Origin of the sequence: Gulosibacter hominis (genome assembly GCF_904842695.1) — a bacterium.
In the GTDB taxonomy this organism is placed as follows: Bacteria; Actinomycetota; Actinomycetes; order Actinomycetales; family Microbacteriaceae; genus Gulosibacter; species Gulosibacter hominis.
In genome coordinates, this window is record NZ_CAJGWQ010000019.1 from 1 (window position 1) to 23343 (window position 23343).

The 23343-nt window shown below is 63.4% G+C and carries 23 protein-coding genes; 6 read left to right on the plus strand and 17 right to left on the minus strand.

Going from position 1 to position 23343, the window contains the following annotated elements; translation table 11 throughout:
• Positions 1-121: 121 nt before the first annotated feature.
• From JMV54_RS09680 to lysS, 5 genes are all read right to left on the minus strand, one after another.
• Positions 122-2659: an ATP-dependent Clp protease ATP-binding subunit gene (locus tag JMV54_RS09680; RefSeq protein WP_201518716.1), complete on the minus strand. Its 2538-nt coding sequence runs from the start codon at positions 2657-2659 to the stop codon at positions 122-124.
• A gap of 122 nt (positions 2660-2781) precedes the next feature.
• Positions 2782-3942, minus strand: a complete 1161-nt coding sequence (locus JMV54_RS09685) for a hypothetical protein (protein WP_201518717.1) — start codon at positions 3940-3942, stop codon at positions 2782-2784.
• A gap of 141 nt (positions 3943-4083) precedes the next feature.
• Positions 4084-5250, minus strand: a complete 1167-nt coding sequence (locus JMV54_RS09690) for a nucleotide sugar dehydrogenase (RefSeq protein WP_201518718.1) — start codon at positions 5248-5250, stop codon at positions 4084-4086.
• Between the two features lie 27 nt (positions 5251-5277).
• The gene (locus tag JMV54_RS09695; RefSeq protein ID WP_201518719.1) at positions 5278-5511 is read right to left on the minus strand and encodes a hypothetical protein; all 234 of its coding nucleotides are present in this window, start codon (positions 5509-5511) and stop codon (positions 5278-5280) included.
• A 171-nt stretch (positions 5512-5682) separates the two neighbouring features.
• A complete protein-coding gene (gene lysS, locus JMV54_RS09700) occupies positions 5683-7194 on the minus strand; it encodes a lysine--tRNA ligase (RefSeq protein WP_201518720.1) in 1512 nt (503 codons plus the stop codon).
• Positions 7195-7358: 164 nt separating this feature from the next.
• Here lysS and panC point away from each other — a divergent pair, with 164 nt between their 5' ends.
• A complete protein-coding gene (panC, locus tag JMV54_RS09705) occupies positions 7359-8213 on the plus strand; it encodes a pantoate--beta-alanine ligase (RefSeq protein ID WP_201518721.1) in 855 nt (284 codons plus the stop codon).
• Between the two features lie 77 nt (positions 8214-8290).
• Here panC and JMV54_RS09710 read toward each other — a convergent pair whose 3' ends face one another.
• From JMV54_RS09710 to proC, 7 genes are read right to left on the minus strand one after another with little or no spacing between them, the layout of a single operon-like run.
• Entirely contained in the window at positions 8291-9001 is a 711-nt protein-coding gene (locus JMV54_RS09710; protein WP_201518722.1) for a Rossmann-like and DUF2520 domain-containing protein, read from the minus strand.
• Entirely contained in the window at positions 8998-10962 is a 1965-nt protein-coding gene (locus tag JMV54_RS09715) for a PH domain-containing protein (protein ID WP_201518723.1), read from the minus strand. The genes JMV54_RS09710 and JMV54_RS09715 overlap by 4 nt, the downstream gene beginning before the upstream one ends.
• Positions 10959-11438, minus strand: a complete 480-nt coding sequence (locus JMV54_RS09720; RefSeq protein ID WP_201518724.1) for a PH domain-containing protein — start codon at positions 11436-11438, stop codon at positions 10959-10961. The genes JMV54_RS09715 and JMV54_RS09720 overlap by 4 nt, the downstream gene beginning before the upstream one ends.
• Positions 11439-11465: 27 nt before the next feature.
• Positions 11466-12188, minus strand: a complete 723-nt coding sequence (gene mtnN, locus JMV54_RS09725) for a 5'-methylthioadenosine/S-adenosylhomocysteine nucleosidase (protein WP_230972907.1) — start codon at positions 12186-12188, stop codon at positions 11466-11468.
• Positions 12185-12655, minus strand: coding sequence for an S-ribosylhomocysteine lyase (locus JMV54_RS09730; RefSeq protein WP_201518725.1), 471 nt, complete (start codon positions 12653-12655; stop codon positions 12185-12187). The genes mtnN and JMV54_RS09730 overlap by 4 nt, the downstream gene beginning before the upstream one ends.
• A 45-nt stretch (positions 12656-12700) precedes the next feature.
• Positions 12701-14176: a J domain-containing protein gene (locus tag JMV54_RS09735; protein WP_201518726.1), complete on the minus strand. Its 1476-nt coding sequence runs from the start codon at positions 14174-14176 to the stop codon at positions 12701-12703.
• A 42-nt stretch (positions 14177-14218) separates the two neighbouring features.
• The gene (proC, locus tag JMV54_RS09740) at positions 14219-15061 is read right to left on the minus strand and encodes a pyrroline-5-carboxylate reductase (RefSeq protein ID WP_230972908.1); all 843 of its coding nucleotides are present in this window, start codon (positions 15059-15061) and stop codon (positions 14219-14221) included.
• Between the two features lie 66 nt (positions 15062-15127).
• Here proC and JMV54_RS09745 point away from each other — a divergent pair, with 66 nt between their 5' ends.
• Positions 15128-15427: a hypothetical protein gene (locus tag JMV54_RS09745; protein ID WP_201518727.1), complete on the plus strand. Its 300-nt coding sequence runs from the start codon at positions 15128-15130 to the stop codon at positions 15425-15427.
• Positions 15428-15526: 99 nt separating this feature from the next.
• Here the strand turns inward: JMV54_RS09745 and JMV54_RS09750 are convergent, their stop codons facing one another.
• The gene (locus JMV54_RS09750; protein ID WP_201518728.1) at positions 15527-15985 is read right to left on the minus strand and encodes a nucleoside deaminase; all 459 of its coding nucleotides are present in this window, start codon (positions 15983-15985) and stop codon (positions 15527-15529) included.
• A gap of 180 nt (positions 15986-16165) precedes the next feature.
• On the opposite strand from JMV54_RS09750, the gene upp reads away from it, so the two are divergent.
• The 3 genes from upp to JMV54_RS09765 all read left to right on the plus strand — a co-directional run bounded on the left by upp (position 16166) and on the right by JMV54_RS09765 (position 18482).
• Positions 16166-16801: a uracil phosphoribosyltransferase gene (upp, locus tag JMV54_RS09755; RefSeq protein WP_201518729.1), complete on the plus strand. Its 636-nt coding sequence runs from the start codon at positions 16166-16168 to the stop codon at positions 16799-16801.
• Between the two features lie 368 nt (positions 16802-17169).
• Positions 17170-17883, plus strand: coding sequence for a winged helix-turn-helix domain-containing protein (locus tag JMV54_RS09760; RefSeq protein WP_201518730.1), 714 nt, complete (start codon positions 17170-17172; stop codon positions 17881-17883).
• Positions 17884-18017: 134 nt separating this feature from the next.
• Complete coding sequence (locus tag JMV54_RS09765) at positions 18018-18482, plus strand: MarR family winged helix-turn-helix transcriptional regulator (RefSeq protein WP_201518731.1); 465 nt, start codon at positions 18018-18020, stop codon at positions 18480-18482.
• Between the two features lie 97 nt (positions 18483-18579).
• Here JMV54_RS09765 and JMV54_RS09770 read toward each other — a convergent pair whose 3' ends face one another.
• The 3 genes from JMV54_RS09770 to JMV54_RS09780 are packed head-to-tail and all read right to left on the minus strand — an operon-like array spanning position 18580 to position 20844.
• Entirely contained in the window at positions 18580-19749 is a 1170-nt protein-coding gene (locus JMV54_RS09770; protein WP_230972909.1) for a M20 family metallopeptidase, read from the minus strand.
• On the minus strand, positions 19742-20422 hold the full coding sequence (locus JMV54_RS09775) for a DUF1028 domain-containing protein (RefSeq protein ID WP_201518733.1): 681 nt from the start codon (positions 20420-20422) through the stop codon (positions 19742-19744). Before JMV54_RS09775 ends, JMV54_RS09770 begins: the two co-directional genes overlap by 8 nt.
• Positions 20419-20844, minus strand: coding sequence for a RidA family protein (locus JMV54_RS09780; RefSeq protein WP_201518749.1), 426 nt, complete (start codon positions 20842-20844; stop codon positions 20419-20421). Before JMV54_RS09780 ends, JMV54_RS09775 begins: the two co-directional genes overlap by 4 nt.
• 149 nt (positions 20845-20993) lie before the next feature.
• Between JMV54_RS09780 and JMV54_RS09785 the strand changes: the two genes are divergently transcribed.
• A complete protein-coding gene (locus JMV54_RS09785) occupies positions 20994-21911 on the plus strand; it encodes a LysR substrate-binding domain-containing protein (protein ID WP_230972910.1) in 918 nt (305 codons plus the stop codon).
• On the opposite strand, the gene JMV54_RS09790 is transcribed toward JMV54_RS09785, so the two are convergent.
• Positions 21897-23168, minus strand: a complete 1272-nt coding sequence (locus tag JMV54_RS09790) for a flavin-containing monooxygenase (protein ID WP_201518734.1) — start codon at positions 23166-23168, stop codon at positions 21897-21899. The genes JMV54_RS09785 and JMV54_RS09790 overlap by 15 nt on opposite strands.
• Positions 23169-23343: the final 175 nt, after the last annotated feature.

Genomic DNA, 23343 nt, shown 5'->3' on the forward strand with positions numbered 1-23343 from the left:
GAGCAGGTGAGGCGGGGCGAGGGGTGAGGCGGGGCGCAGGAGGTGGCGCACAGCAAAGGGGCGAGACCAAAGGCCCCGCCCCCACTTGCTTAAGCGCCGCTAAACGCCGCTAAACGCTCGGCTACTCACCGCGGTCGGCAGTGGATGCACCCGCATCCGCGATGCCATCAACCCCGGCAGCACCGGTGGCACCGGCAGCTCCTGCACCAACGCGCTCGCTGCGCTGCACATCGAAGGTGAACTCACCATCGCGGTGATCCACCGAAACGTGGTCGCCGCCGATGAGCTCGCCGCGCAGGATCTTCTCGCTCAGCGGGTCTTCGATCTCGTGCTGCACGGCACGGCGCAGCGGCCGCGCACCGAGAGCCGGGTCGTAGCCAACCTTGATGAGCTGTTCCTTCGCCACCTCGCTCAGCTCGATCGTCATATCGCGGTCGAGCATCCGCTCACTCAGGCGCTTGACGAACAGATCAACAATTTCGAGCAGTTCCTTCGGCGTCAGCTGCGGGAACACGATCGTGTCGTCAACACGGTTCAAGAACTCGGGCTTGAAGTGCTTCTTGAGCTCTTCGTTGACCTTCGCCTTCATCCGGTCGTAGGTGGTCTCGGTGTCGCCCTCGATCTGGAAGCCAACGGGGCCACCGGCGATGTCCTTCGCGCCGAGGTTCGTGGTCATGATGATCACGGTGTTCTTGAAGTCGATGACGCGACCCTGCCCGTCGGTGAGGCGCCCCTCTTCAAGAATTTGCAGCAGCGAGTTGAAAATATCGGCGTGCGCCTTTTCGATCTCGTCGAACAGCACCACCGAGAACGGCTTGCGGCGCACCTTTTCGGTGAGCTGCCCGCCCTCTTCAAAGCCAACGAATCCGGGAGGTGCACCGAACAGTCGCGAAACGGTGTGTTTCTCACCAAACTCCGACATGTCGAGTGTGATCAGCGCCGATTCATCGTCGAAGAGGAACTCGGCGAGCGCTTTCGCCAGCTCGGTCTTACCAACACCGGTGGGGCCGGCGAAGATGAACGAACCGGATGGCCGGTTCGGGTCTTTCAGACCGGCGCGGGTACGGCGAATGGTGCGCGAGAGCGCCGCGATGGCCTCGTGCTGCCCGATAACGCGCTCGTGCAGCGCATCCTCCATGAACACCAGACGGGCGGTCTCTTCTTCGGTGAGTTTGTACACCGGGATGCCGGTGGCGGCAGCGAGCACCTCGGCAATCAGCCCGGCATCCACCGTGCCCACGGCCTTCACCTCGCCAGCCTTCCACTGCTTTTCGAGACGCAGCCGCTCGCCAAGCAGCTCCTTTTCGGTGTCGCGTAGCTTGGCCGCGCCCTCGAAGTCTTGCACCGCGATGGCGTCGTCTTTTTCGCCGCGCACCTTCGCGATTTTTTCGTCGAGTTCGCGAAGCTCGGGCGGCGACGACAGCACCGAAAGGCGCAGTCGGGCACCGGCCTCGTCGATCAGGTCGATCGCCTTGTCGGGCAGCTGACGGTCGCTGACATAGCGGTCGGAAAGGTTCACCGCGGCAACAATTGCGTCGTCGGTAATGGTGACCTTGTGGAACGACTCGTACTTTTCGCGCAGACCCTTGAGGATGTTGATGGTGTGCGGCACCGACGGTTCGTCAACAATGATCGACTGGAAACGACGCTCGAGGGCCGCATCCTTTTCAAAGTGTTTTTTGTATTCGTCGAGCGTGGTGGCACCGATGGTCTGCATCTCGCCGCGAGCCAGCATCGGCTTCAGGATGTTGGCCGCGTCGATCGCACCCTCGGCGGCACCGGCTCCCACAAGCGTGTGAATCTCGTCGATGAAGACGATGATGTCGCCACGGTTTTTGATCTCTTTGGTGACCTTTTTGAGGCGCTCTTCAAAGTCACCGCGGTAGCGCGATCCGGCGATCAGCGAGCCGAGGTCGAGCGCGTACACCTGCTTGTCTTTGAGTGTTTCGGGCACCTCGCCGTTCACGATGGCCTGCGCCAGCCCCTCAATCACGGCGGTCTTACCGACACCGGGTTCACCGATGAGTACGGGGTTGTTCTTGGTGCGACGCGACAGGATCTGCATCACGCGCTCGATCTCTTTTTCGCGACCGATCACCGGGTCGAGTTTGCCGTCGCGGGCAAGCTGCGTGAGGTTTTCGCCGAACTGGTCGAGTACGGCCGAACCTTTACCGGATGCGGGCGCGCTCTGCCCAGCACCGGCTGCCACCGGTTCTTTACCCTGGTAGCCAGCCAGCAGCTGAATTACCTGCTGCCGCACCGAGTTGAGGTCGGCGCCGAGTTTCACGAGCACCTGGGCGGCGATCCCCTCGCCTTCACGGATCAGACCGAGCAGGATGTGTTCGGTGCCGATGTAGTTGTGCCCCAGCTGCAGCGCCTCGCGCAGTGACAGTTCGAGCACCTTCTTGGCACGCGGAGTGAACGGGATGTGGCCGGTGGGCTTTTGCTGCCCCTTACCGATCATGTCTTCAACCTGCTCACGCACGGCCTCGAGCGAAATGCCCAGGGCCTCAAGCGCCTTCGCGGCCACACCATCGCCCTCGTGGATGAGCCCGAGCAGCAGGTGCTCGGTGCCGATGTAGTTGTGGTTGAGCATCTTCGCCTCTTCTTGGGCGAGGACGATCACGCGCCGAGCACGGTCGGTAAAACGTTCGAACATGCCATTTCCTCCAATTCCAGCACCACTGCGACGCAGCGGTAGCAGGGGTTCGATTCGAGAGTAGTTGGCGGGTGCCCTGTTTCTCACCCCTGTTCGCCGTCGGCGTGACGGCTTCGGTGGCACTAGTGGCCGGGCACAGGCTCGCCGTTCACCAGGCAGGTTTTGGATGCATCCTGAAATCGCGACGGATGCGCGTGCTGCAGCCAGGTGTCACCGTAGTGGTCGCGCAGCGCATCCCACTCTTCGCCGCTGGTGAAGTGGCAGTCATCGACGTCAACAACGAGGCTAAAGTTTTCGCCGTTTGACATCGGGCTCGACACGATTTGCAGCGTGTAGTTGTCGACGCTGAACTTTTCGAGCAGCCGGATGGTGTCGTCGATCATCCCGGATGCGGTTGATTCGGCAAATGCCTGCTGTGCGGCTTCGGGTTGCAGCGCATCCATATCGGGATCGAATGCAAACACCTGCAGCTCGGTTTTTGCTACCGGTTCGCCGGTGTGTCGCAGCTGGATGCTGGCCAGTCCCGGTGCGTCGGCAAAAAGCTTGCCGATCCGCGCGTCGGTCGCCAGCGCATCCGCGCCCGGAAATTCGGGCGTGACATAGTCGACACGCATTTGTGGTGCGAGCCCGACAACGCCCCACTGCCCTTTTTGTACACCGGGGTCGCGCGTGCGCTCAATCGCACGGATCGCATCCTGTTGCTGCCCGTTTTCTGGGCTCGGAAGTTTGACGCCGATATAGCGAGGCGGCTGGGGTACGCGCGCCCGCCGCTGAGCATTGTCGGCGCTCGGTGCCGCGTCGGCGTGCTGCTGGGCGCCGACGGTGGTTTCGGTCGGTTCGCCTCCGCGCGCCCGGTAGGTGCTGAAGTTGACCCGCACTGCGCCGCTATTGCACAGTTCGCGCCAGTATTCGAGCTGTTCGCGCAGTTCTTCGGGCGCGAGACCTTCAAAATATGAGTAGGTCGAGTTGCCGAGATGGATTTGTGGCGGCGATGCCGCGAGGTTTTGGTGCTGTGCCTCGTCGTTGAACGCGAGCGCCCGGCTACCGAGCTCGCTCAACTCGGTGGCGCCAATCTGCGCGGATACGGTCACACTCAGGTGGGCGCGCCCCTGCTGTCGCGATGCGTCCACCGTCACTTTTTCGACACCCGATATCGAGCGGATGCTCTCGGTGTAGGTGTCGAACGCACCCAGGGCCGCGGGCGAAGCGGGTTCGACTTGGGCGCAGCCTCCAACGGTGGCGGCAAGCAGCAGCGAGGCAGCGAGTGTGACGATTCGTCGCATCCGCTTCCCTCCCCGGCCGTGCTCTGAACTGAGACTCGATCAGGCTAGGAAAGTTGTTGGAGTATCCGCTGAGTTTTTGGTCAATGCATCCCGAGCGTCACGCGCGGCCCGGCAAGAGCGTCACGCGCGGCCCGGCAAACACTAGTCGCGGCCAAAAATATCGCGCGAATAGACCTTGTCGAGGTGGGGTTTGAGTTCGTCGTCGATGCGGTTGGTGACAATCACATCCGATTCGGCAACGAAGCGATCAAAATCGGGTTCGAGCAGGTGCGCAAACGGCTCGTTACCGGATGCGGTGGGTTCGTAAATCTTGACGGTGGCGCCTGCGGCGACCAGCGCATCCACCACTGCCAGCACGGCCGAGCTGCGGAAGTTGTCGCTGCCGGCTTTCATCGCCAGGCGGCACACGCCCACCTGCTTGGGTTGCAGGCGCAAAATATCGTCGGCGATGAACTGGATGCGTTCGGCATTCGATTCGACGATGGCGGTCATCATGCGCTGCGGGATGCCGCGGTAGTTGGCGAGCAGCTGTTTGGTGTCTTTTGGCAGGCAGTAGCCGCCGTAACCGAAGCTCGGGTTGTTGTAGTGGTCGCCGATGCGCGGGTCGAGGCCGACGCCGTCGATGATTTCGCGGGTGTCGAGGTTGTTGCGTCGCGCAAAGGTGTCGAGCTCGTTGAAATAGGCGACGCGCATGGCGAGGTAGGTGTTCGAGAAAAGCTTGATGGCTTCGGCTTCGGTGGTGCCGGTGATGAGCACGCGGGTGTTCGGCTCGAGCGATTCGGCGTGCAGCAGCTGGGCAAATTCGGCTGCTTTTTCGCGGTCGCCGGCAACGACGATGCGGCTGGGGTGCAGGTTGTCGTAGAGGGCTTTGCCCTCGCGCAAAAACTCGGGGCTAAACAGAATGTTGAGCTCGGGGTGGCGGGCGGCCATTTTGGCGGTGAAGCCGATCGGAATGGTCGATTTGATCACCACGACGGGGTTTTGTTTCGAGTCGGCCACCTGTTGCAGCACGGTTTCGACGGTCGAGGTGTTGAACGAGTCGGTGACATCGTCGTAGTCGGTGGGGGTGGCGATTACGACGTAGTCGGCGCCGGTGATTGCCTCGGTGAAATCAACAGTGCCGCGCAGGTTGAGCTCGGCCTCGGTGAGATATTTGGTGACCAGCTCGTCAACGACCGGTGCGCGACGCTCGTTTACCGCATCCACTCGCGACTGTTGCACATCAACCGCGATCACTTCGTGCGATTGTGCGAGCAGCACCGCGTTGGCGGCGCCCACGTACCCAAGGCCAATAACGGCGATCTTCATGTTTTTCCCTCGTGTTCGACGCGCTGGCTAGTTGCGGTTTGGATCGGTTGCGGTGTCGTCCGCGTTGGATTCGGGGTGTTGCGTTTTTGCTGCGCGCTCGGCTACGAACCTGGCGCGTTCTTCGGCTTCGACCCTGCCACGCTCGAGGCGGGCCTTGCGGTCGGCGTTCAGCGCGGCATAAATAATGAGCCCGAAAAGGGCACCAATAATGATGGTCGGGGTCACCGACCACAGTGCGTTCAGCCACCAGTTTTCGATCATTGTGAGTCTCAGTGTACGCGGCAAGCCGTTTCACGTCAGGATGCAAGCTGGCTTCCCCACCAGCGGACCCTGCCAGTTCGTCCCGCTGGTTATTTAACGAGCGGGCTGTGCCAGTCTGTCCCGTTGGTGACTACTTCACCAACGGACTGCGCCATCTTGTCCCTCTGGTGATTACTTCACCAGAGGGAAAAGCACCGTCTCGCGGATACCGAGGCCGGTGAGGCCCATCAGCAGGCGGTCGATACCCATGCCCATACCGCCGGCCGGGGGCATCCCGTGCTCGAGCGCAGCGAGGAAGTCTTCGTCGAGACGCATCGCCTCAGCATCCCCGCGCGCGGCCTCCTTGGCCTGCTCAACGAAGCGTTCGCGCTGGTCAACCGGGTCGATCAGCTCCGAATAGCCGGTGGCCAGCTCGAACCCGCGCACATACAGGTCCCACTTTTCCACCACGCCCGGCTTCGAGCGGTGCGCGGCGGTCAGCGGCGAAGTTTCAACCGGGAAGTCGATCACGAAGGTGGGGCGATCCAGCCCGTCCTTCACGAAGTGCTCCCACAGCTCCTCCACGAGCTTGCCGTGGTTCGGCAGGTGCACCTCAACGCCCTCCGCATCCGCGAGCGCCACGAGCTCGTCAACCGAGGTTTCGGGGGTGATTTCGCGGCCGGCTGCTGCAGAGAGCGACTCGTACATCGAGATGCGCTGCCACTCACCACCGAAGTCATACTCGGTGCCATCGGCCCACACCACGCGGTGCGAACCGTCGGGCGATACCGCGGCGGCCGCATTTTGCACGAGCTCTTGGGTGAGGTCGGCGATGGTGTTGTAGTCGCCGTATGCCTGGTAGGCCTCGAGCATCGCAAACTCGGGCGAGTGGGTCGAGTCGGCCCCCTCGTTGCGGAAGTTGCGGTTAATTTCAAACACGCGGTCGAGGCCACCCACGAGGGCCCGCTTGAGATACAGCTCGGGCGCGATGCGCAGGTAGAGCTCGGTGTCGAACGCGTTTGAGTGGGTGACGAACGGGCGCGCTGCGGCACCACCGTGCATCACCTGCAGCATCGGCGTTTCGACCTCAATGAAGTCGTGGGCCGCGAAGGTGGCGCGCAGCGAGGCGTTCATCTTGGCGCGGGTGCGCACCATCTGGCGTGCCGCATCCCGGGTGATGAGGTCGAGGTAACGCTGTCGCACGCGGGTTTCTTCGTTGAGGTCGCTGTGCAGGTTCGGCAGCGGCCGTAGCGCCTTCGACGCCATTCGCCATTCTTCGGCCATGATCGACAGCTCGCCGCGGCGCGAGGTGATCACCTCACCCTTGACGAACACTTGGTCGCCGAGGTCAACAAATTCTTTCCACTTGGCGAGCGCTTCTTCACCCACCTTCGCGAGCGAAATCATCGCCTGGATGCGCGACCCGTCACCGGCCTGCAGCGCGGCGAAGCAGAGTTTTCCCGTGTTGCGCAGGTGCACGATGCGGCCAGCCACACCCACAACCTCACCGGATGCAAAATCGATACCGAGGTCTTGGTCGCCATATTTGGCAACCAGGTCGGCGATATTGGCGGTGATGGGCAGGGCCAGCGGGTAGGGAGCGAGCCCCTCGGTGAGCATCCGCTCACGCTTATCGAGTCGCACCTGCTTCTGCTCCGAAACTTCGGCGGCACTCAGGGTTGCGTTCTCGGGGGTTTCGGCCATTGCCGGTCTCCTTGCTCGTGTGGTGATGGCGGGTTAAAGCTCTCGTCGCGGCAAATTGGGATTGCGGGTAGCAAGCCCGCCGCGCCGCGTCACTCGATCTATCGTAGGCGAGGCCGACGGTTGCCGCTTGGCCGGGCCGCGCGCCGGCGAGCGTGCGGCGTACGATGCTTTGCGTGACCACTGTGCTGCAGACCATTGCCGAAACCCGATCGGCGCTCGCTCGCGACGGCCGTGCCGGGCAAACCGTTGCGCTCGTACCGACTATGGGGGCGCTGCATGACGGACACCTTTCGCTCATGCGACTCGCACGCCAACACGCTGATCGCGTGGTCGTCTCGATTTTTGTGAATCCGCTGCAGTTCGGGCCCGGCGAAGACTACGACGCCTACCCGCGGCAGCTCGACGCCGATGTGCGGCTGCTCGAACGGGCCGGCGTCGACTGGGTGTTCGCGCCGAGCGTCGAACAGATGTACCCGAATTGGCCGACGACCACGATGGTGACGGCGGGCGATGCCGGCCGCATCCTCGAGGGCGAGTTCCGCCCCACCCACTTTGATGGCGTGCTCACGGTGGTGGCAAAACTGTTTGCGATCGCGCAGCCCGATATTGCGATTTTTGGGCAGAAGGATGCGCAGCAGCTCGCGTTGGTGCGCCGAATGGTTGCCGATCTCAACCTGCCGCTGCGGATTGTTGCCGCACCGATCGCCCGCGAGCCTGACGGTCTTGCGCGCTCGAGCCGCAATGCCTACCTGGTGGGCGCCGACCGCGAGCGGGCGACGGTGCTTTCGCGAGCGCTGGCGGCGGTGGCGGATGCGGCGGGCAACGGGGTTTCGGCCGCGCTCGACGCCGGCCGCGCGGTGTATGCATCCGAACCGACCGTGACCGTTGACTATTTGGTGGCGGTGGATGCGGCCACCTTCACCCCCGCTGGCCCGGACTTTCACGGGGATGCGCTGGTGCTGACGGCCGCGCGCGTTGGCATCACGCGGCTGATCGACAACCGCGAAGTGCGGTTTTGAGCGGGCGGCTCGGCCGCTCAGCAGCTGCGCAACGCAATCCTTCCGCGCTATTCGCGCGGGAAAACAGCCCTCCCCCGCTACTCGTTCGGCGGTTCGATCGGTTCTTGCGCTGCGATTAGCGCGTTGTCGGCGGCCGATCGCACGAGGCTCGAAAGCACGAAGCCGGGCGATTCCACCCCGATCGACGCGAGCAGCCCGGTGGCCTGCTGCACGATCGAGCGGGTGAACGAGGTGGCGGTGGCAATGGCCTCGGCATAGGTGGCGCGGTCGCCCTCATCGATCACCACCGGCTCGGCGCCAAGCTCTACCACCAGGGCCTGCGCGATCGGCAGCACCGGCCGCGGTGCGGTCACCCCACACCAACCCTCTTTGAGTCGAACCAGGTCGATTGAGGTGCCGGTGACATCAATTGCGGGATGGATGGCCAGCGGAATCACGCCGCGGTTGAGCGCCTCACCCAGCAGCGCCGTGCCAAATTGCGCGGCGGTGTGCACCACGAGCTGCCCCGGCACCCACACGCCGGCCTCGGTGAGCTCAGCCACCCGAGACTCGAGCGTTTCGACCGGCTCGGCGAGCACCACGAGCTCGCTGCGTTCAATCACCTGTTCGGCACTCAGCTGCGGCGCCCCCGGCAGCAGCGCCTCGACGCGATCGGTGGCGGCCTCATCCGTTACCGCCACACCGATCAGCGAGTGGCCGGCGGCCGCCAAGCCCGCTGCCAGCACCGGGCCGAACAGGTCGTTTCCGACCACACCAACGCCGAGTCGACCGTCTCGATTTGCACTCATCGCTGCCCCTCTTGCCGCTGATATTCATCTGCGGCGTGGGCAATCGCCACCGCCCGCGGATCGGGTGCCGCACCGGCGGCGCGCGCATCCTGCAATTGCAGCTGCGCCACCTGCACGAGCATCCGGGCACCGGCCTCGGCCCAGCGGTGCGAGCGGTCAACCTGCGCCGCCTGAATAGCGAGCTGCGCAAGCTGCTCAAAAAGCTGCAGCGCCTGCGACCTGGCCACAAGCCGCTGCCCCATCAGCACCGGCCCGAGCACCGTGCCGATCTGCAGGCTCGCGGTGCCCGCAAGCCGACGCCACGGGCCGTCCGAAATGGTGAGCCCCTGCATCCGCTCGGCCGGGATCATCGACACGCGCCGCTCCAGGCGGCCGCGGCGCAGGTACACCACGCCGCGGTCAACCAGCACGGCATTGCGCTTCCATCCAAACGGCGCCAAAAACCAGGCGCGAGCCGGCGTCACGCGCAGCTGCTTGGGCGGTTTGGCCGCGAGCAGATCACGCATCAGGTGCGGGGTGTGCGGCCCAAACTGCATCGGCATCGCCACCGACAGCACCCGAATCACATCGTCAAATTTGCCCACCGGCAGCAGCACCGTGCGCGAAATCTGGTTGGAATCACTGTCATCGCTCGACACGATCGCCACGTCGGCGCGGTTAATCCTCACTCGATACCAGCCGAACATCCGCCACCAAAACGGCTGCTGAATTTCAGCGGCGTGGATGCGTCCCGGCGCGATGGTGTCGCTATTGGTGGTGAGGAGCCCCTTCCCCACGCGCAAACCGTCCGGTGTGCCGGCAATGTTGTACTGCATATTTCCCGGCAGCGAAACCAGCACCGCAAACGCACCCATTATGAGAACTAGCAGCGGCATACCGATAGTTGCGATCGCACCGATGATGTTGACTGTTAGCGCGTCGTGCTCGAGATCATCCAAAAATGCCGCCTGGGATGACGCGAGAACCCCAAAAACGATCCAAAGGATGCCCGCGGTGACGAGCATGATCAGCGCGGCACCAACGAATTTGAGCATCTCGACACCGGCCAACCGTTTGGCAGGTACGGTGACGATGGTCGGGCTGTCGGCCTCGCCCAGCGAGGCGAACGAGCCGCTGAAATCATCCACCACGGCGTCGACGAAGTCGGAGAGCGTGCGGCGCTGCGGGGCCGGTTTGGCCGCACCGGTGGCGTTCTGCGGCGCGACGCCGGGAGCCTGTCCATTACCGGGTAGCGGGCCGGCACCTGACTGCGAGGGTGTGCGCTGCTCGCCATGCCGAGCTGCCTGGTGGGCCGCCGACTGTTCGGCGCGTTTGCGGCGTTTGGCACCGGATGCTCGCCGCAGCACCTCATCGCGCAGCGCATCGGCGTCTGCGTGCCCGAGGTATTTCAGTTCAACCTCACTCGAATCGGATGCGCCAGAGGTTGAAACATGCGAGAGCCCGAGCATCCGCGCGCCGAGCGGCCGGTTGATGTTGACCGATTGCAGCCGGTCGAGACGCGCCTGTAAAAAATTGCGCGCGAACACACCGCTGCGCATTTCGAGCACCTCGTCAGTCACCCGGAACTCGGTGGCGCGGTAGCCCAGCACAACACCAACTGTGCCGAGCGCAAAAATCACCAGCGCGATGATCGCGACCAGCAAAAAATACGTGCCCACGCTGATGTCCACGCGCGGCGAGTCGGGGTCGTCACCGAACACTGCACCGACCAGCGGCACACCAATTATGAGCGCCATGAACAGCACGCCGCCCAGCAGGTTGAGCACACGCAGCCACGGGGTCAGCGGGTGCAGCCGGTGCCACTCGCCGTTGGCGAGTTCGGTCACGCGCGCCTGCAGATAGGGATTATGCTGCGGCTGGCCCGGATGCTGCCCGGGCTGAAACTGGCTCGGATGCTGCGGGCCCGGCTGCTGCCAGTGTTGCGGCTGCGGGCGCTGCTGCGGTGGCGGCGTCCAGCTCATAGACCCGCCCGCCGAGTTTCTGCCACCCGAATCAGGTGGTCCCGCAGCCGCTCCGCCTCTGCCAGCGGCAGCCCGGGAATCGAAACCGTAGCCGCAGCCGAAGCGGTCGACATCCGCAGGGTCGCAAGCCCAACCATCCGATCAATCGGACCGCGATGCATCGAAACTGTCTGCATCCGGCCGTAGGGAACCGCGGTCATGCTGTTGAACATCACGCCGCGACGCACCAGCAGATCATCCTCGCGAACCGCATACCCGATTGCCCGGTTTCGGGGCACCACCAGCGAGACCTGCACGATACCGACCACGATCATCCAGGCCGTGGTCAACCACCACAGCCCTTGCGCCAGCACCGCAATCACGACCGTGGCGGCAATCCAAATCGACAGCCAGATGAGACCACTCACCAGCTCGACAGTGATGTGTCGCGGCGAGATGTGGTGCCACTGCACGCGCGGCAACTCAAACTTGGTCACGAGACTCCTCTAATCGGGTTCGTTTCGCTAATTAATTTCAATTTTCCCGATGAACGCGAGCACCGCATCCGCCGAACGTTGTGATGTCGCATCAACGCTGAGGCGATGATCAACCCCCGCCTCGGGTCCGCACAGATCACTCACCCCGCGCACCGACACAAACGGCACCGCAAACGCTCGGCAGACCTGCGCGATCGCGCACGACTCCATATCGGTGGCCACCGCGTCGGCAAACGCCTCGCGAGTATCGGCCACATTTCGGGCGGTCACGAACGTATCGCCCGAAAGGATGCGGCCGTACAGCGTGCCGCTCCCGTCACGTTCTTCACGGCTACCGGGTTCGCGTCCCAGCGCACCCAGCGCGTCCAAAAGCACATCGGATGCGGGAAACCGCACCGGCTGGCCCGGAACCTGCCCGCGCTCATAGTCAAACTCGGTGGCATCCGCGGTGCCGTAGCTGTAGTCGAGCCCAACTGCCACATCCCCCACGCGACTCGCGGGCGCGAGGCCACCGGCCGTGCCCGCAGAAATTAGCGCGCGGGGCGCAAAAGTGAGCACCGCCCAGCTGGCAGCCGCAGCCGCGGCAACCAATCCGATGCCGCTGGTGACCAGCACCACGTCCTGCCCCGCAACTCGCATCCGCCGAGCATCAACCCCCGCCAGCGGGCATACAACGGGTTCGCTACTATCGGCTGCCGCAATGAACGGCGCAGCCTCGGCGGGCATCGCCACCTGGATGACAACCGTCACGCGTGCTCTCCAAACACCTGCGACCACTCGCCGCGCGCATCCAAAAACTCACGCACCGCATCCTGCGCACCCTCGAGCGTGTGGTGCACACCCCAGCCGCACTGCACCTCGTTCGCTGCCGGCACCTCGGTGGCCTGCAGCACATCGCGCAGGGTGGTTTCGAGCAGCTGCTCAAACTCGTCTGGCTCAACCTCGAGCATCAGCGCATAAAAACCGGTGCGGCAACCCATCGGCGAAAAATCGATGAGCCGATCGGTGTGGTTGCGCATGTGCTCGGCAACGAGGTGCTCAATCGAGTGGATCACCTCGGTGGGCAGATGCGCGAGATTCGGCTGTGTGAAGCGCACGTCGTATTTCACGAGCGTGTCGCCACCGGGGAGCGTTTTGCGGTCGGCAACCCGCACATACGGGGCCGCCACCATGCGGTGATCAAGGTTGAACGATTCGACATTCATACGACTGGGCATGCCGCCAGCCTACGTTGCCAAACTGCACGGCACCTGCCGCAGTGGCTAGGGTTCAACGCGCAAATCGACCAGGTCGCGCAGCAACAGCCGGTCGAGCGAGTTGCCATCGGTCACGAGCCAATCGCCCACCTCGCGCAGCATCGACTCGACACTCGCCAGGCGCACGCGCGGCCAGGTGCGCGAATTATCAACCGCGAACTCGCCCGCCCGCTCGGGCACCAGCACCAGCCAGCCGCGCACCTCGGCCACATCGCCGAAATACTCGTGCAGTCGCTCCACCCGGTGCGGAAATTCCGTGCCCGTCGACGACGGTACGCCGTCACGGGTGATCGAGCCGCGCGCATCCAGCGCATAGTGCGCCGGCGCCCGCAGCTCGCTATCAATAAATGCGACGCGACGGCCAGCGACCACAGCGTGCGAAATCGTCGCGATCTGGTCGTCACCACCGGGAATCCGCAGGCCGTGCACGATCCGCACACCCGGAAGCCGCTGCAGCGCTTCCAGTGCCTCACCCACAACCCGCTCGGCACACTGCCGACGCAGCGGATGCACACCCGGCTGCGAGCGGGTCATTGCGGTGGCACCGGGCTGTCCGTACACGCGCGTGGTGTCATCGGCTGCCGGCGCCGATTCGTCGGCGATGCGCATCAGCAGCCGCTCAAACTGCATCCGTTTCACGCGCGGCTGCAGCCCCCACCACGCAAGCACCGCGAGCGCCAGCACGGCCAGCGCGCTCACGCCGCGCACAATCCGCGCGCCGGTGGGACTGTCGGGGCCGGTAAAAATGCCGAGCATCGCATCAAAAAACGATGCCGCGGCCGAAAGCGAAACCCCGGCCACAAAAATCCAAAGCACCGTCGATACGAGCGGCTGGGGGCGCGCATCGCCGCGCAGCCACAACCATGTCGCCCCCAGCAGCACCAGCAATAGCGCGATCGGCCACCACACGGTAAACAGCGGGGATGCGGGAATTGCCAGCGCCAGTACGACCAGCACCGATGCGAGCACGAAGGGGCCGACGGTGGCAAATTCGCGCAGCGTCACCGAGGGCGCAGCCGCCCGCGCCGCCGGCCACACTTCAACCGGGTGATCCCACGACTGGCGGTACCACGACATTTTGCGCAGCTGTGGCTCGGGTTTGGGGATGCGGTCAAAAACCGGCACATCGGTGCCCGCGGCCGTGTGCCGTGCCGCCGGCTGGGCGGGGCTCGTTGGGGTTGCGGCCCGGCGCGGGCTGCGCTGCTGCTGGCGCAGTCGGGGTCCAGGAGCCCTGCTGGCCGGCATCACCTGCCCCGAGGTGGTTGCCAGCCAGGCATCGTGTGCGGCGCGACGCTGCGGATCGGTGAGCACCTCCACCGCCAACCGCACCCGCATGAAGGCTTCTGGGGTGCCGCCAAGGTCGGGGTGGGTTTCGCGCTGTTTGATGCGGCTGGCCCGGCGAATCTCGTCTTCGGATGCGCTCGGATCAACCCCGAGCACCCGGTAGAGGTTCTCGGGGTAATCGGTCGAGCGGAAGTTCATGCGGTACCTGCTGGGGTTGGGTCGGGTTCGGGCGGGGATGCGTTAGCGCAGCTGTTCGGCAAGTTCGTTGCTGCGGCGCACATTCGCCGCAAACGCTGCGGCAAATAGCTCGGTGAGATTGGCGTCTTGCAGCACCGCAATCGACTGCTCGGTGGTGCCCTTCGGGCTCATCACCCGGCGACGGTGGGTTGCTACCTCGGTTTCAGGTTCGTTACGCAGCAGTGCAATTGAGCCTTCAAAGGTTTGTACCACCATCCGGGTGGCCGTTTCACGGTCGAAGCCGTAGTGCATCGCCGCGTCAATCATCTGTTCGACGAGCAAAAAAACGTGACCGGGGCCGCTACCGCTGATCGCGCCGATTGCGGGGATCTGCGATTCGGGCACCTCGACAACTTCACCCACCGCGGCGAACAACGTGCGGGTGATTTCAAGCGCCTCCGCATCCGCACTGGCGCCCCCGGCAATCCCCGTGACTCCCAGCCCAACCGTGGCGGGCGTGTTTGGCATGGCGCGCACCACGCGCACCCCGGCAGCCAGCCGCGATTCGATTGCGCGAGTTTCTACGCCAGCTGCCACCGAAATCACCACGGTGCCGGGCGCGATCGTGTCGCTCAGTTCTGCGAGTAGGTCGAGCAGCTGCTGCGGTTTTACCCCGAGCAGCACCACCGACGCATCGCGGCAAGCCTCGCGGTTCGCAGCCGGATTTGTGTCGAGCGCCTGCACCCGCACGCGCGAGTTGTGTTCGTATCGTGCGGCCGATACCTCCGAGCGGGTGGTCACCCGCACGGGCTCGTCTGGCGCTGCGGGGGATTCGAGCAGCCGACTGAGCACGGCACCACTCATGTTTCCCACACCGATCATGGCGAGTTTCGCGAGTTTTTTCACGGCTCTGAGTCTATGGTGTGCGTCGTATGCTTGAGGGGAGCCATCCCCCGCGGCGAGGAGATCATCATGACCAATTCCATTCTGGCGGAGGCAGTGCGCACCGCACTGCTCGAGAGCGTGCACGTTTCGGAAATCCTCGAAGTGCGCACCACCGAAATCGATGGCCAGGTTGATGTGGTGGGCGTGCGGGTGGCGCTCACCAATATTGCCGACGTGGATGCACTGCCGCCGGTTATTGCCGATGTGCGTCACCGGGTGCGCCGCGCCGCACCGGATGTTCGCGCGGTGTTTGTTGAGCCCGATGTCATCGGCCCCGATCGCTCGTCGGTTTCAACCGAGGCGATCGTTTTCCGCGGCTGGGATTAGGCCCGCGCCGCCGCGTCTGGTTGCGACAGCGTCAGTAGTCCTGCCCCCAGTGGAATAGGCCACCCCAGTGGAATAGGCAGCCCCGGCAGGTCAGGCAGCTCAGTCGCGGCCAAAAAATTCGCGCAGCGGCGCGGCGCATTCAGCGGCGAGCACCCCCGCAACCACCTCGGCATGCTGCGGCAATCGGCGGTCGCGCACGACGTCATACTGCGAACCGACCGCACCGGCTTTCTCATCCCACGCCCCGAACACGATGCGCGACACCCGCGCGGTGAGCGCGGCACCCGCGCACATGACGCACGGTTCGAGGGTGACGATCAGTGTGCAGCCGTCGAGGCGTGAGGTGCCGAGCGTTTCGGCTGCCGTGCGCAGCGCCACAACTTCGGCGTGACCGGCGGGGTCGTGGTGCGCTTCTCGTACATTGTGCCCGCGACCGATGATCTGCCCGTCTGCATCGGTGACCACCGCACCAATCGGCAGATCGCCCGTGGCCGTCGCTCTGTTGGCTTCGAGCAGCGCCTCACGCATCAGCCACTCATATTTTTGGGGCACGCGCACGTTTCACCTCGTTTCACACTTCTTCGAGCGTAATTGGTGGGTTTTGAGTATTGGCGAGATGAGTTCAGCGGAAGATTTACGACCCAGGATGCCGCTGAGCGCATCCTGCACCCAAAATCTTCCGAAAAGCTCGCGCCGACCTCGCGGGTTGCGCCAGGCAGAAAAAGTTAAACTGCTGCCATGGAGTTGCACGTCGCCGACCATCCGCTGATTGACCACAAAATGACCCTGCTGCGCGACGAGCGCACCTCGTCACCGATGTTCCGCGAGCTGGTCGCCGAACTGGTCAATTTGCTCACCTACGAAGCAACCCGCTCGCTGCGCGTGATGCCGCAGGAAATCAACACCCCGGTGAGCGCAATGACCGGCGTCACGGTGGCTACGCCGCTGCCGCTCGCGGTGCCAATTATTCGCGCGGGGCTGGGGATGCTCGACGGCTTCCTCAAGCTCATGCCCTATTGCGAAGTGGGATTTGTGGGGATCCGCCGCAACGAAAAAACGCTGCAGCCCGAGACCTACGCAAAACGACTGCCCGACAATCTTGCCGACCGACAGTGTTTCGTGCTCGACCCGATGCTCGCCACCGGAGGCTCGCTAGCGGCCACCGTGCAATTCTTGCTTGACGCGGGCGCCACCGAGGTCAATGCGATCTGCCTCGTTGCCGCGCCGCAGGGTGTTGAGCTGATGCGGCAGCGCTTCCCCGACGCGAACGTGCGCGTGCTGATCGCAGCGCTCGACGAGGGGCTCAACGAAGACGCTTTTATCGTGCCCGGCCTCGGGGATGCGGGCGACCGGCTCTACGGTGTGGTCGACTAATACCTGCCACGGCTGGCGGCGCACCGAGTTGACGATCTGCGCCGCATCCTGAACAATGAACTTCATGATCGCAACGAACGCACGCCCCTTGACCGCCCACGAGGTGGCAGGACGCGCCGGCATGATGATGGCTGGCGTGTGCGCGTGTCGAATGTGTCACTAACACGCGTCCCGTCTCGATCGGGCTGACGCTGGCATAACAAAATGCACGATTCCATTCGCGTCAGCCGACACGATCTCGTTGTTTCCGATCTCGCTGCACCCGCAGACGAGCTTTCTCGGCCACTATCCCGGCCACACATTTTCGGCTGTTCCAGCCCGGCAATCGCCCGCTGCAGCCTCGCATCATCATCGAAAGCTGAATTTTCATGTCGCTCACACAAAGCACCACAGTGATCCCTCACCACCGCCCCGACCAGCACCGCCTGCGCCCGACTGCAGCTGCCGCACCCGCAACCGGCTACACCGCAGCTGCCCGTCAACCCGCGCCCACCGCGCGCGGCTTCGCGCTCTATGTGGGGCTCGACACCCACGACGACCACGAACTCGCTGAGCTTGTCAATGCGCTGCGCGAGGTGCTCGCCGAACGCTCCCCCGGCGCCGAAAGCTATGCATCCGTGGCGCTGGCGCCAGCAGAAGCATCGGGGCGCCCGATCGACCTGGTGCGCCTGGCCCTACAAGAACCGAAGGCCGTCGCCGAAGCCCGCGCGGCCCGCAACCGCGGGGCAGACAACTCACCGCGGGTTTCTGCCAGGGTCGTGATCGACACCAGCCGCAAGCGCGTGCTGGTGCACGACGACAATGCCGACCTCACCTACAAAGAGTTCGAGCTGCTGCAGGCGCTTGTGCTGCGCGAGGGTCGCACTGTCACCCGCGATGAACTCATCGATGTGCTGTGGACCGACCGCAGCGAAGAGCAGCCGCACGAGCGCACCATCGACGTGCATGTGCGCCGCCTGCGCAAAAAACTTGGCGAATATGCCGATATCGTGCGCACCGTGCGCGGCAGCGGGTACCGCTTCGACCGTCACGCCGATGTGCGCGTGGTGCATCCGCTGGCGCCGTCGCCCGACCGCTTCTAAATTAACGACCCGCTTTCAAACCCGGCCGGGTTTGTGGCTGCAGACTCTGCCGGTCGATAACATCGACAGTGACTAGCAATCGCAGTTCTTGTGCACCGTGGCCGCGCGGCCGCGGGGGATGAAGCGGAGTGAGTATGAGTTCAGCCTCGACATCAGCCAGTGATGCGTGGGAGTCGCTGTTTCGCACGCAGGTCGCGGTCATGCGCGTGCTGCGGCAAGATTTTGCCGGCGCCGGAATGTCGATTAACGAGTACGACGTGCTCTACAACATTGCCCGCTGCCCCGAGCGGCGTATCCGGCTGCGCGATCTGAACGAATCGGTACTGATCACGCAATCATCGGTATCGCGGCTGATCGATCGGCTGGTTGCGCGCGGATTCGTCGAAAAATTCGAGGATGAATTTGATGCGCGCAGCACTATCGTCGCCCTCACCGCGGCCGGCGTGAGTGAGTTCCGTCGGGTTGGGCGGATTCACGCCGACAGCATTGAACGTCACGTGGGCGGCGCGCTCGCCGAGGATGAACTCGCGACGCTGCAGGAGCTGTGCGAGCGGCTGCGCGAACCGTTCACGCCTGAAAGCAAGTCAGAGAAAAAATAGCGGCGGCACCTTGCGTCGCAGCCATCACGCGAGGCAACATCAAACGTTTCTGCAGTCACAGCGATAGCGACAGAAAGCGTTCACAGCACCACCCACTTCATCGCTCCTCATTGGAAGACCGACATGCACTGCGACGCTGCGCGATGTCGAGAGCGGTGTAGGCAAGCCCAAGCGCACCGTCGTGAAGCGCTTGCTCGGCTATGGGGCCAATGCACGCATCGGCAAACTCGGGCTGGTGGTTACTCGCGGTACCACCAACACCGATGTAGGGGTGGATGGCATTGACGACCTGAGACACATTGCCCATATCGGTTGAGGCCCGGGCCATCGTCGCGGCGAGTGGATCGACGTCGAAGTTACGACCCAGCGCAATGGCATTTCGCCGGTAGCACTCGAGCGCCTCTTGGTCGGTGCGCATTTCTGAGTAGCGCCTACTCTCATGTGTGACCGTCAGTTTTGCGCCGGTTGCGAGTGCTCCCGCTTTGAAGCAGTTTTCGACCCGCTCTTCGAGTTTGAGCAGTTGCTCCATAGAGTCGGCACGAACGTACCAGCGCCCTTCGGTGCGTTCGGGGATGGCGTTCGGGGCCTCTCCGCCGCGGGTTTGAATGCCGTGCACCCGCACTCCGGCAGGCAGCTGTTGCCGCAGCGCGGCCAGCGCCACCTGCGCCACAAGAAACGCGTCGTTGGCATTCACCCCGCGATCGGGATAGGCGGCCGCATGTGCCGCGGTGCCTTCGTAGGCAATGTGCCAGTGGGTCACCGCATATGGTCGGGCTTCGGCAACATCTACCGGTGCGGGGTGCGCCATACAAGCGAAATCGAGGTTGGTGAACGCGCCGCGCTCGAGCAGCTCAATTTTGCCGCCACCGCCCTCTTCTGCAGGCGTGCCGATCACTTCAATGGCAATGCCGGATGCACCGGCCACCTCAGCGAGCGCCAGCCCGGCACCGACCGACATGGCCGCGATGAGATTGTGTCCGCAGGCGTGCCCGAGGCCGGGGAGTGCATCGTACTCGGCGAGAAATCCCACGGTGAAGCGTTTTCCGGTGCCGTAGCGGGCACGAAATGCGGTGGGCAGTGCGCAATAGGGCTGCTCAACGGTAAACCCGCGCCGCCGCAATAGTTCGGCGACTGCGACTGACGACCGGGTCTCTTCCCAGGCGGTTTCGGGATGCGCATGAAGGTCGCGTGAGAGCGCCACAACTTCGTCGCGAACGCGTTCAAAACGGTTCGCGATGCGGCGCTTATCGCTGTCGATGTCAGTCATCGCCGGGCACCCCATACGACGGTGCTGAGCGGGGGTCGCGCCCTCGAGTGACGTAGTCGTCGCGCTGCGGAAGCCAGAGTTCAGTCAGCTCGGCAAGCGCCTCGACCGGATCGTCGTCCGCCCAATCGACACGCAGGTCGGTGACGCGCCAGCCGGCATCCCCCACCACTGCGAGCCCTGCCGAGTGAAGCGGCCCCTCTTCCCCGCCAGCAGCGACCGCTGCTCGCATCCCGGCGATCAGACGCCGCTCGATTGGCCCTGTAGCCGCGAGCGCGGCATCAACCAGTGCTTCAAGCACCTCGAGTGACGCAAGCATATTGCCAGCCGCAACCGCATTTTTCCGTTGCGATGCGCCGAAGGTGCCGAGCGCTCGCGGGCCCGAGTAGACGGCGGTTTCGCCGGCGGCGTCGATTGTCAGAAGCTGCCGGAATTGGATGGTTTCTGGGTCGGCCGATTCGGTGACCGCGGCTATTGCTGCCGAAGCAGAATGACCCGCTTTGAGTTTGTCGAGCAGCATCACACCGAGCCGTGGATCGGTGACGTTTTGCGAGTGCGCGCCGCCCACGCCGTCGGCAAGGTTGACGCAGCGTGCCGCAACTGCGGGCGACGATGATGAGATTGCCGAACCAAACTCACCGGTTTCTGGGTCACGTAGCAGCAGCGAGAAGGTCATGACTCGGCCCCCTGACTGATCACCGCGGTCGCATCGATTTCCACGAGCCATTCGGGGCGGGCGAGTGCCTGCACGACGAGGCCGGTCGAGACGGGATACACGCCGCGGAGCCATTTGCCCATGGTTCGGTACACGTCCTCGCGATACCGGGGGTCGGTGATGTAGACGGTTACTTTGACGATGTCTTCGAGTCGGCTGCCAGCTTCTTCGAGCAACAGCTTGATGTTTGCCATTGCCTGCTCGGTTTGCGCGACCGGATCTCCAATGCCAACGGACTCGCGGGTTTCGAGGTCCTGCCCGATTTGACCTCGCAGGTATACGACCCCGTTCGCCACTACGGCCTGGCAGAGATCGTTATCCAGGTTCTGTTCCGGGTAGGTGTCTTTCGTGTTGAACGTGCGGATTCGGGTGTGTGTTGGCATCATCGCCCTCCTGGGTATCCATGTGTGCCTGGCGGCCGCGACTGTCAGCGTTGAGAGCGCGGGAGTGTGTGTCCATTCAACGAACCGGCAATGCATCTGTAAAATAGAAAACTGCTATAAACACTATCTGATTAGAAGATGGAGGCAGCGTGGCCCGGTTTTCAATCACCCTCGCACAGCTCGGCTATTTTGCTACCTGCGCCCGCACGTTGAACATGACCGCAGCCAGCCAGGAGCTGCACGTCGCCCAGTCAGCAGTTTCGAGTTCCATCACGCAGCTTGAACGAGCACTCGGCACGTCACTGTTTATTCGGCGCCATGCCAAGGGACTGGTGCTCACTCCCGCGGGTGAGCGGCTACAACAAGAAACAGCCCTGCTGTTTGATCAGCTCGACTCGATGATCGATGCCATCCAGGCCGATGCCGCCGCGCTTCGCGGCACTCTGCGCGTGGCAGTATTTGACACGCTTACCCCCACCATCCTGCCGCAGGTAATGAGCCATATCGCACGCGAGCATCCCGAACTGAGTCTGGAAGTATTTGGTGGCGATCACGAACAGAATCTGGCCGACCTACGCACCGGTCGCGCGGAAGTTGCCATCACCTACGAATTCAGCGCGGCAGACGACATCGTGACAGCACCACTTGGCGCAATTCGTCCCTACATCATCGTTGCCGACACAAGCCGCTTCGCGAAGCGAAAACGCGTCCACCTCTCTGAACTGGTGGATGAGCCGCTTGTGTTGCTCGACCTGCCCGACAGCCGTGAGTACTTTCTTACACTCATCCGCACCGCTGGCGGCACTCCACAGATCCGCTACAAAACACCCAATTTTGAGGCGTTACGCTCCATGGTCGCCTCTGGCATGGGATATTCCATCCTCAACCAGCAGCCGGCCTTCGACACCACCTATGCTGGCCCGCGGGCTATCGCACTCGAAATCGCCGACGAGGTTCCCTCGCTTCGACTCGTAATTGCCCAGCTGCGCCAGACCCGTCCGACTGCACGCAGTCGTGCCTTCGTCGAAATTGTTCAACAGGTGCTCGAAGAATCAAACGCTAGCTAGTTTGTGGGGCGAGGGCCGATAGCTCGCATATCCGCGCTGGATGGTGATCTGATCGGCAATATATTTGGCATCGTGCCAGCATCCCCAGATGAAGCTTGAACCGCGACGCGACTGCCAGGGCAGGCCGACGAAATAGATTCCCGGCTCGACCGACACGCCACGCTGCTGGAGTGGCCGCCCCTCTGCATCCACCGCGCGAGCTGGTAGCCACGAATAGTCGACCCGGAATCCGGTAGCCCAGATGATGGTAGAAATCCCGACTTTGTCGAGATCGAGCTCAAGAAATGGATGCGTAACGCAATCGGGGTCGGGCAGTATCTCGCGAGCCGATGGTTCTTCGGGGAAATCAAGACCGTTTTCGGCGATATAGGCATCAGCCTCGTCGAGCAGACTCAGGTAGTTGGCATCACCGTTGCGGATGTTGCGCGCAAGATCATTAGCGAAGTGCATGACACTCCCCGCACACGATTCGGCACGGCCCAGCAGCGTGATGCCGTCATAAGCGAGCTGGCGAAAATCAACGGTGTGCCCGCCAGCTGCACCGCTCACGGCGATAGTGACATGTTCGGCACCCACTGCGGGGGTGGCCATCTCCCACTTCCCCAGCACACCGAGCCAGTACACAAAGTCGTGGTCTCGGTAGCGACGGGGCGGACGATCGTGCGGACCCACGGCAAGATAGGTGTCGCGGCCGGCCGCATTGAGTTCGGCAGCAATCTGCACGCCCGAACTGCCGGCTCCGACAACGAGCACTGGCCCGGGCGGGAGCTGTTCGGGATTGCGGTATTGATTTGAGTGCAGCTGCAGGATGTGATCGCTCTGCGGCACGATCGGCGGGATCACCGGCTGCTGAAACGGACCGGTCGCGGCAACCACAAAATTGGCTTCAATGGTGCCGTCGGTGGTTTCGACCCGAAATCCACGCGCATGTTCACGCTTGGCGACGCGCGTCACCTCAACCCGCTCGCGCACTGGCGCGTGAATCTGCTGCGCAAACGCCTCGAGATAGTCTGCCACTTGATCTTTAGTGGCAAACTCATCGGGGTCGACGCTCGTGAACTCACGGGTTGGAAAGCGGTCGTGCCATACCGGCCCATTGGTCACGAGCGAATCCCACCGCACATTGCGCCAGCAGTGCGCGATCGTGTTTTTTTCAAGAACCAGATGCGGGATACCGGCGTTAGTGAGATGTTCACTCATCGCGAGGCCAGACTGTCCCGCCCCCACCACAACGACTTCGGTGCTTTCGTGCGGCATAGATGATCTCCGTTCTCTCGCTGCCGCAGCTTGCGCTGGCTTCATTGCACAGCGCGTTATGTGTGGCGGCAGCCGTCTACGTGCAAGATCAGCCAACCGCAACACAAATGCATCTAGCAAATAGTTGTTTGCGCACCACTGCATCCAATTTGGTGATGCAGTGGTGCGCTCGCGA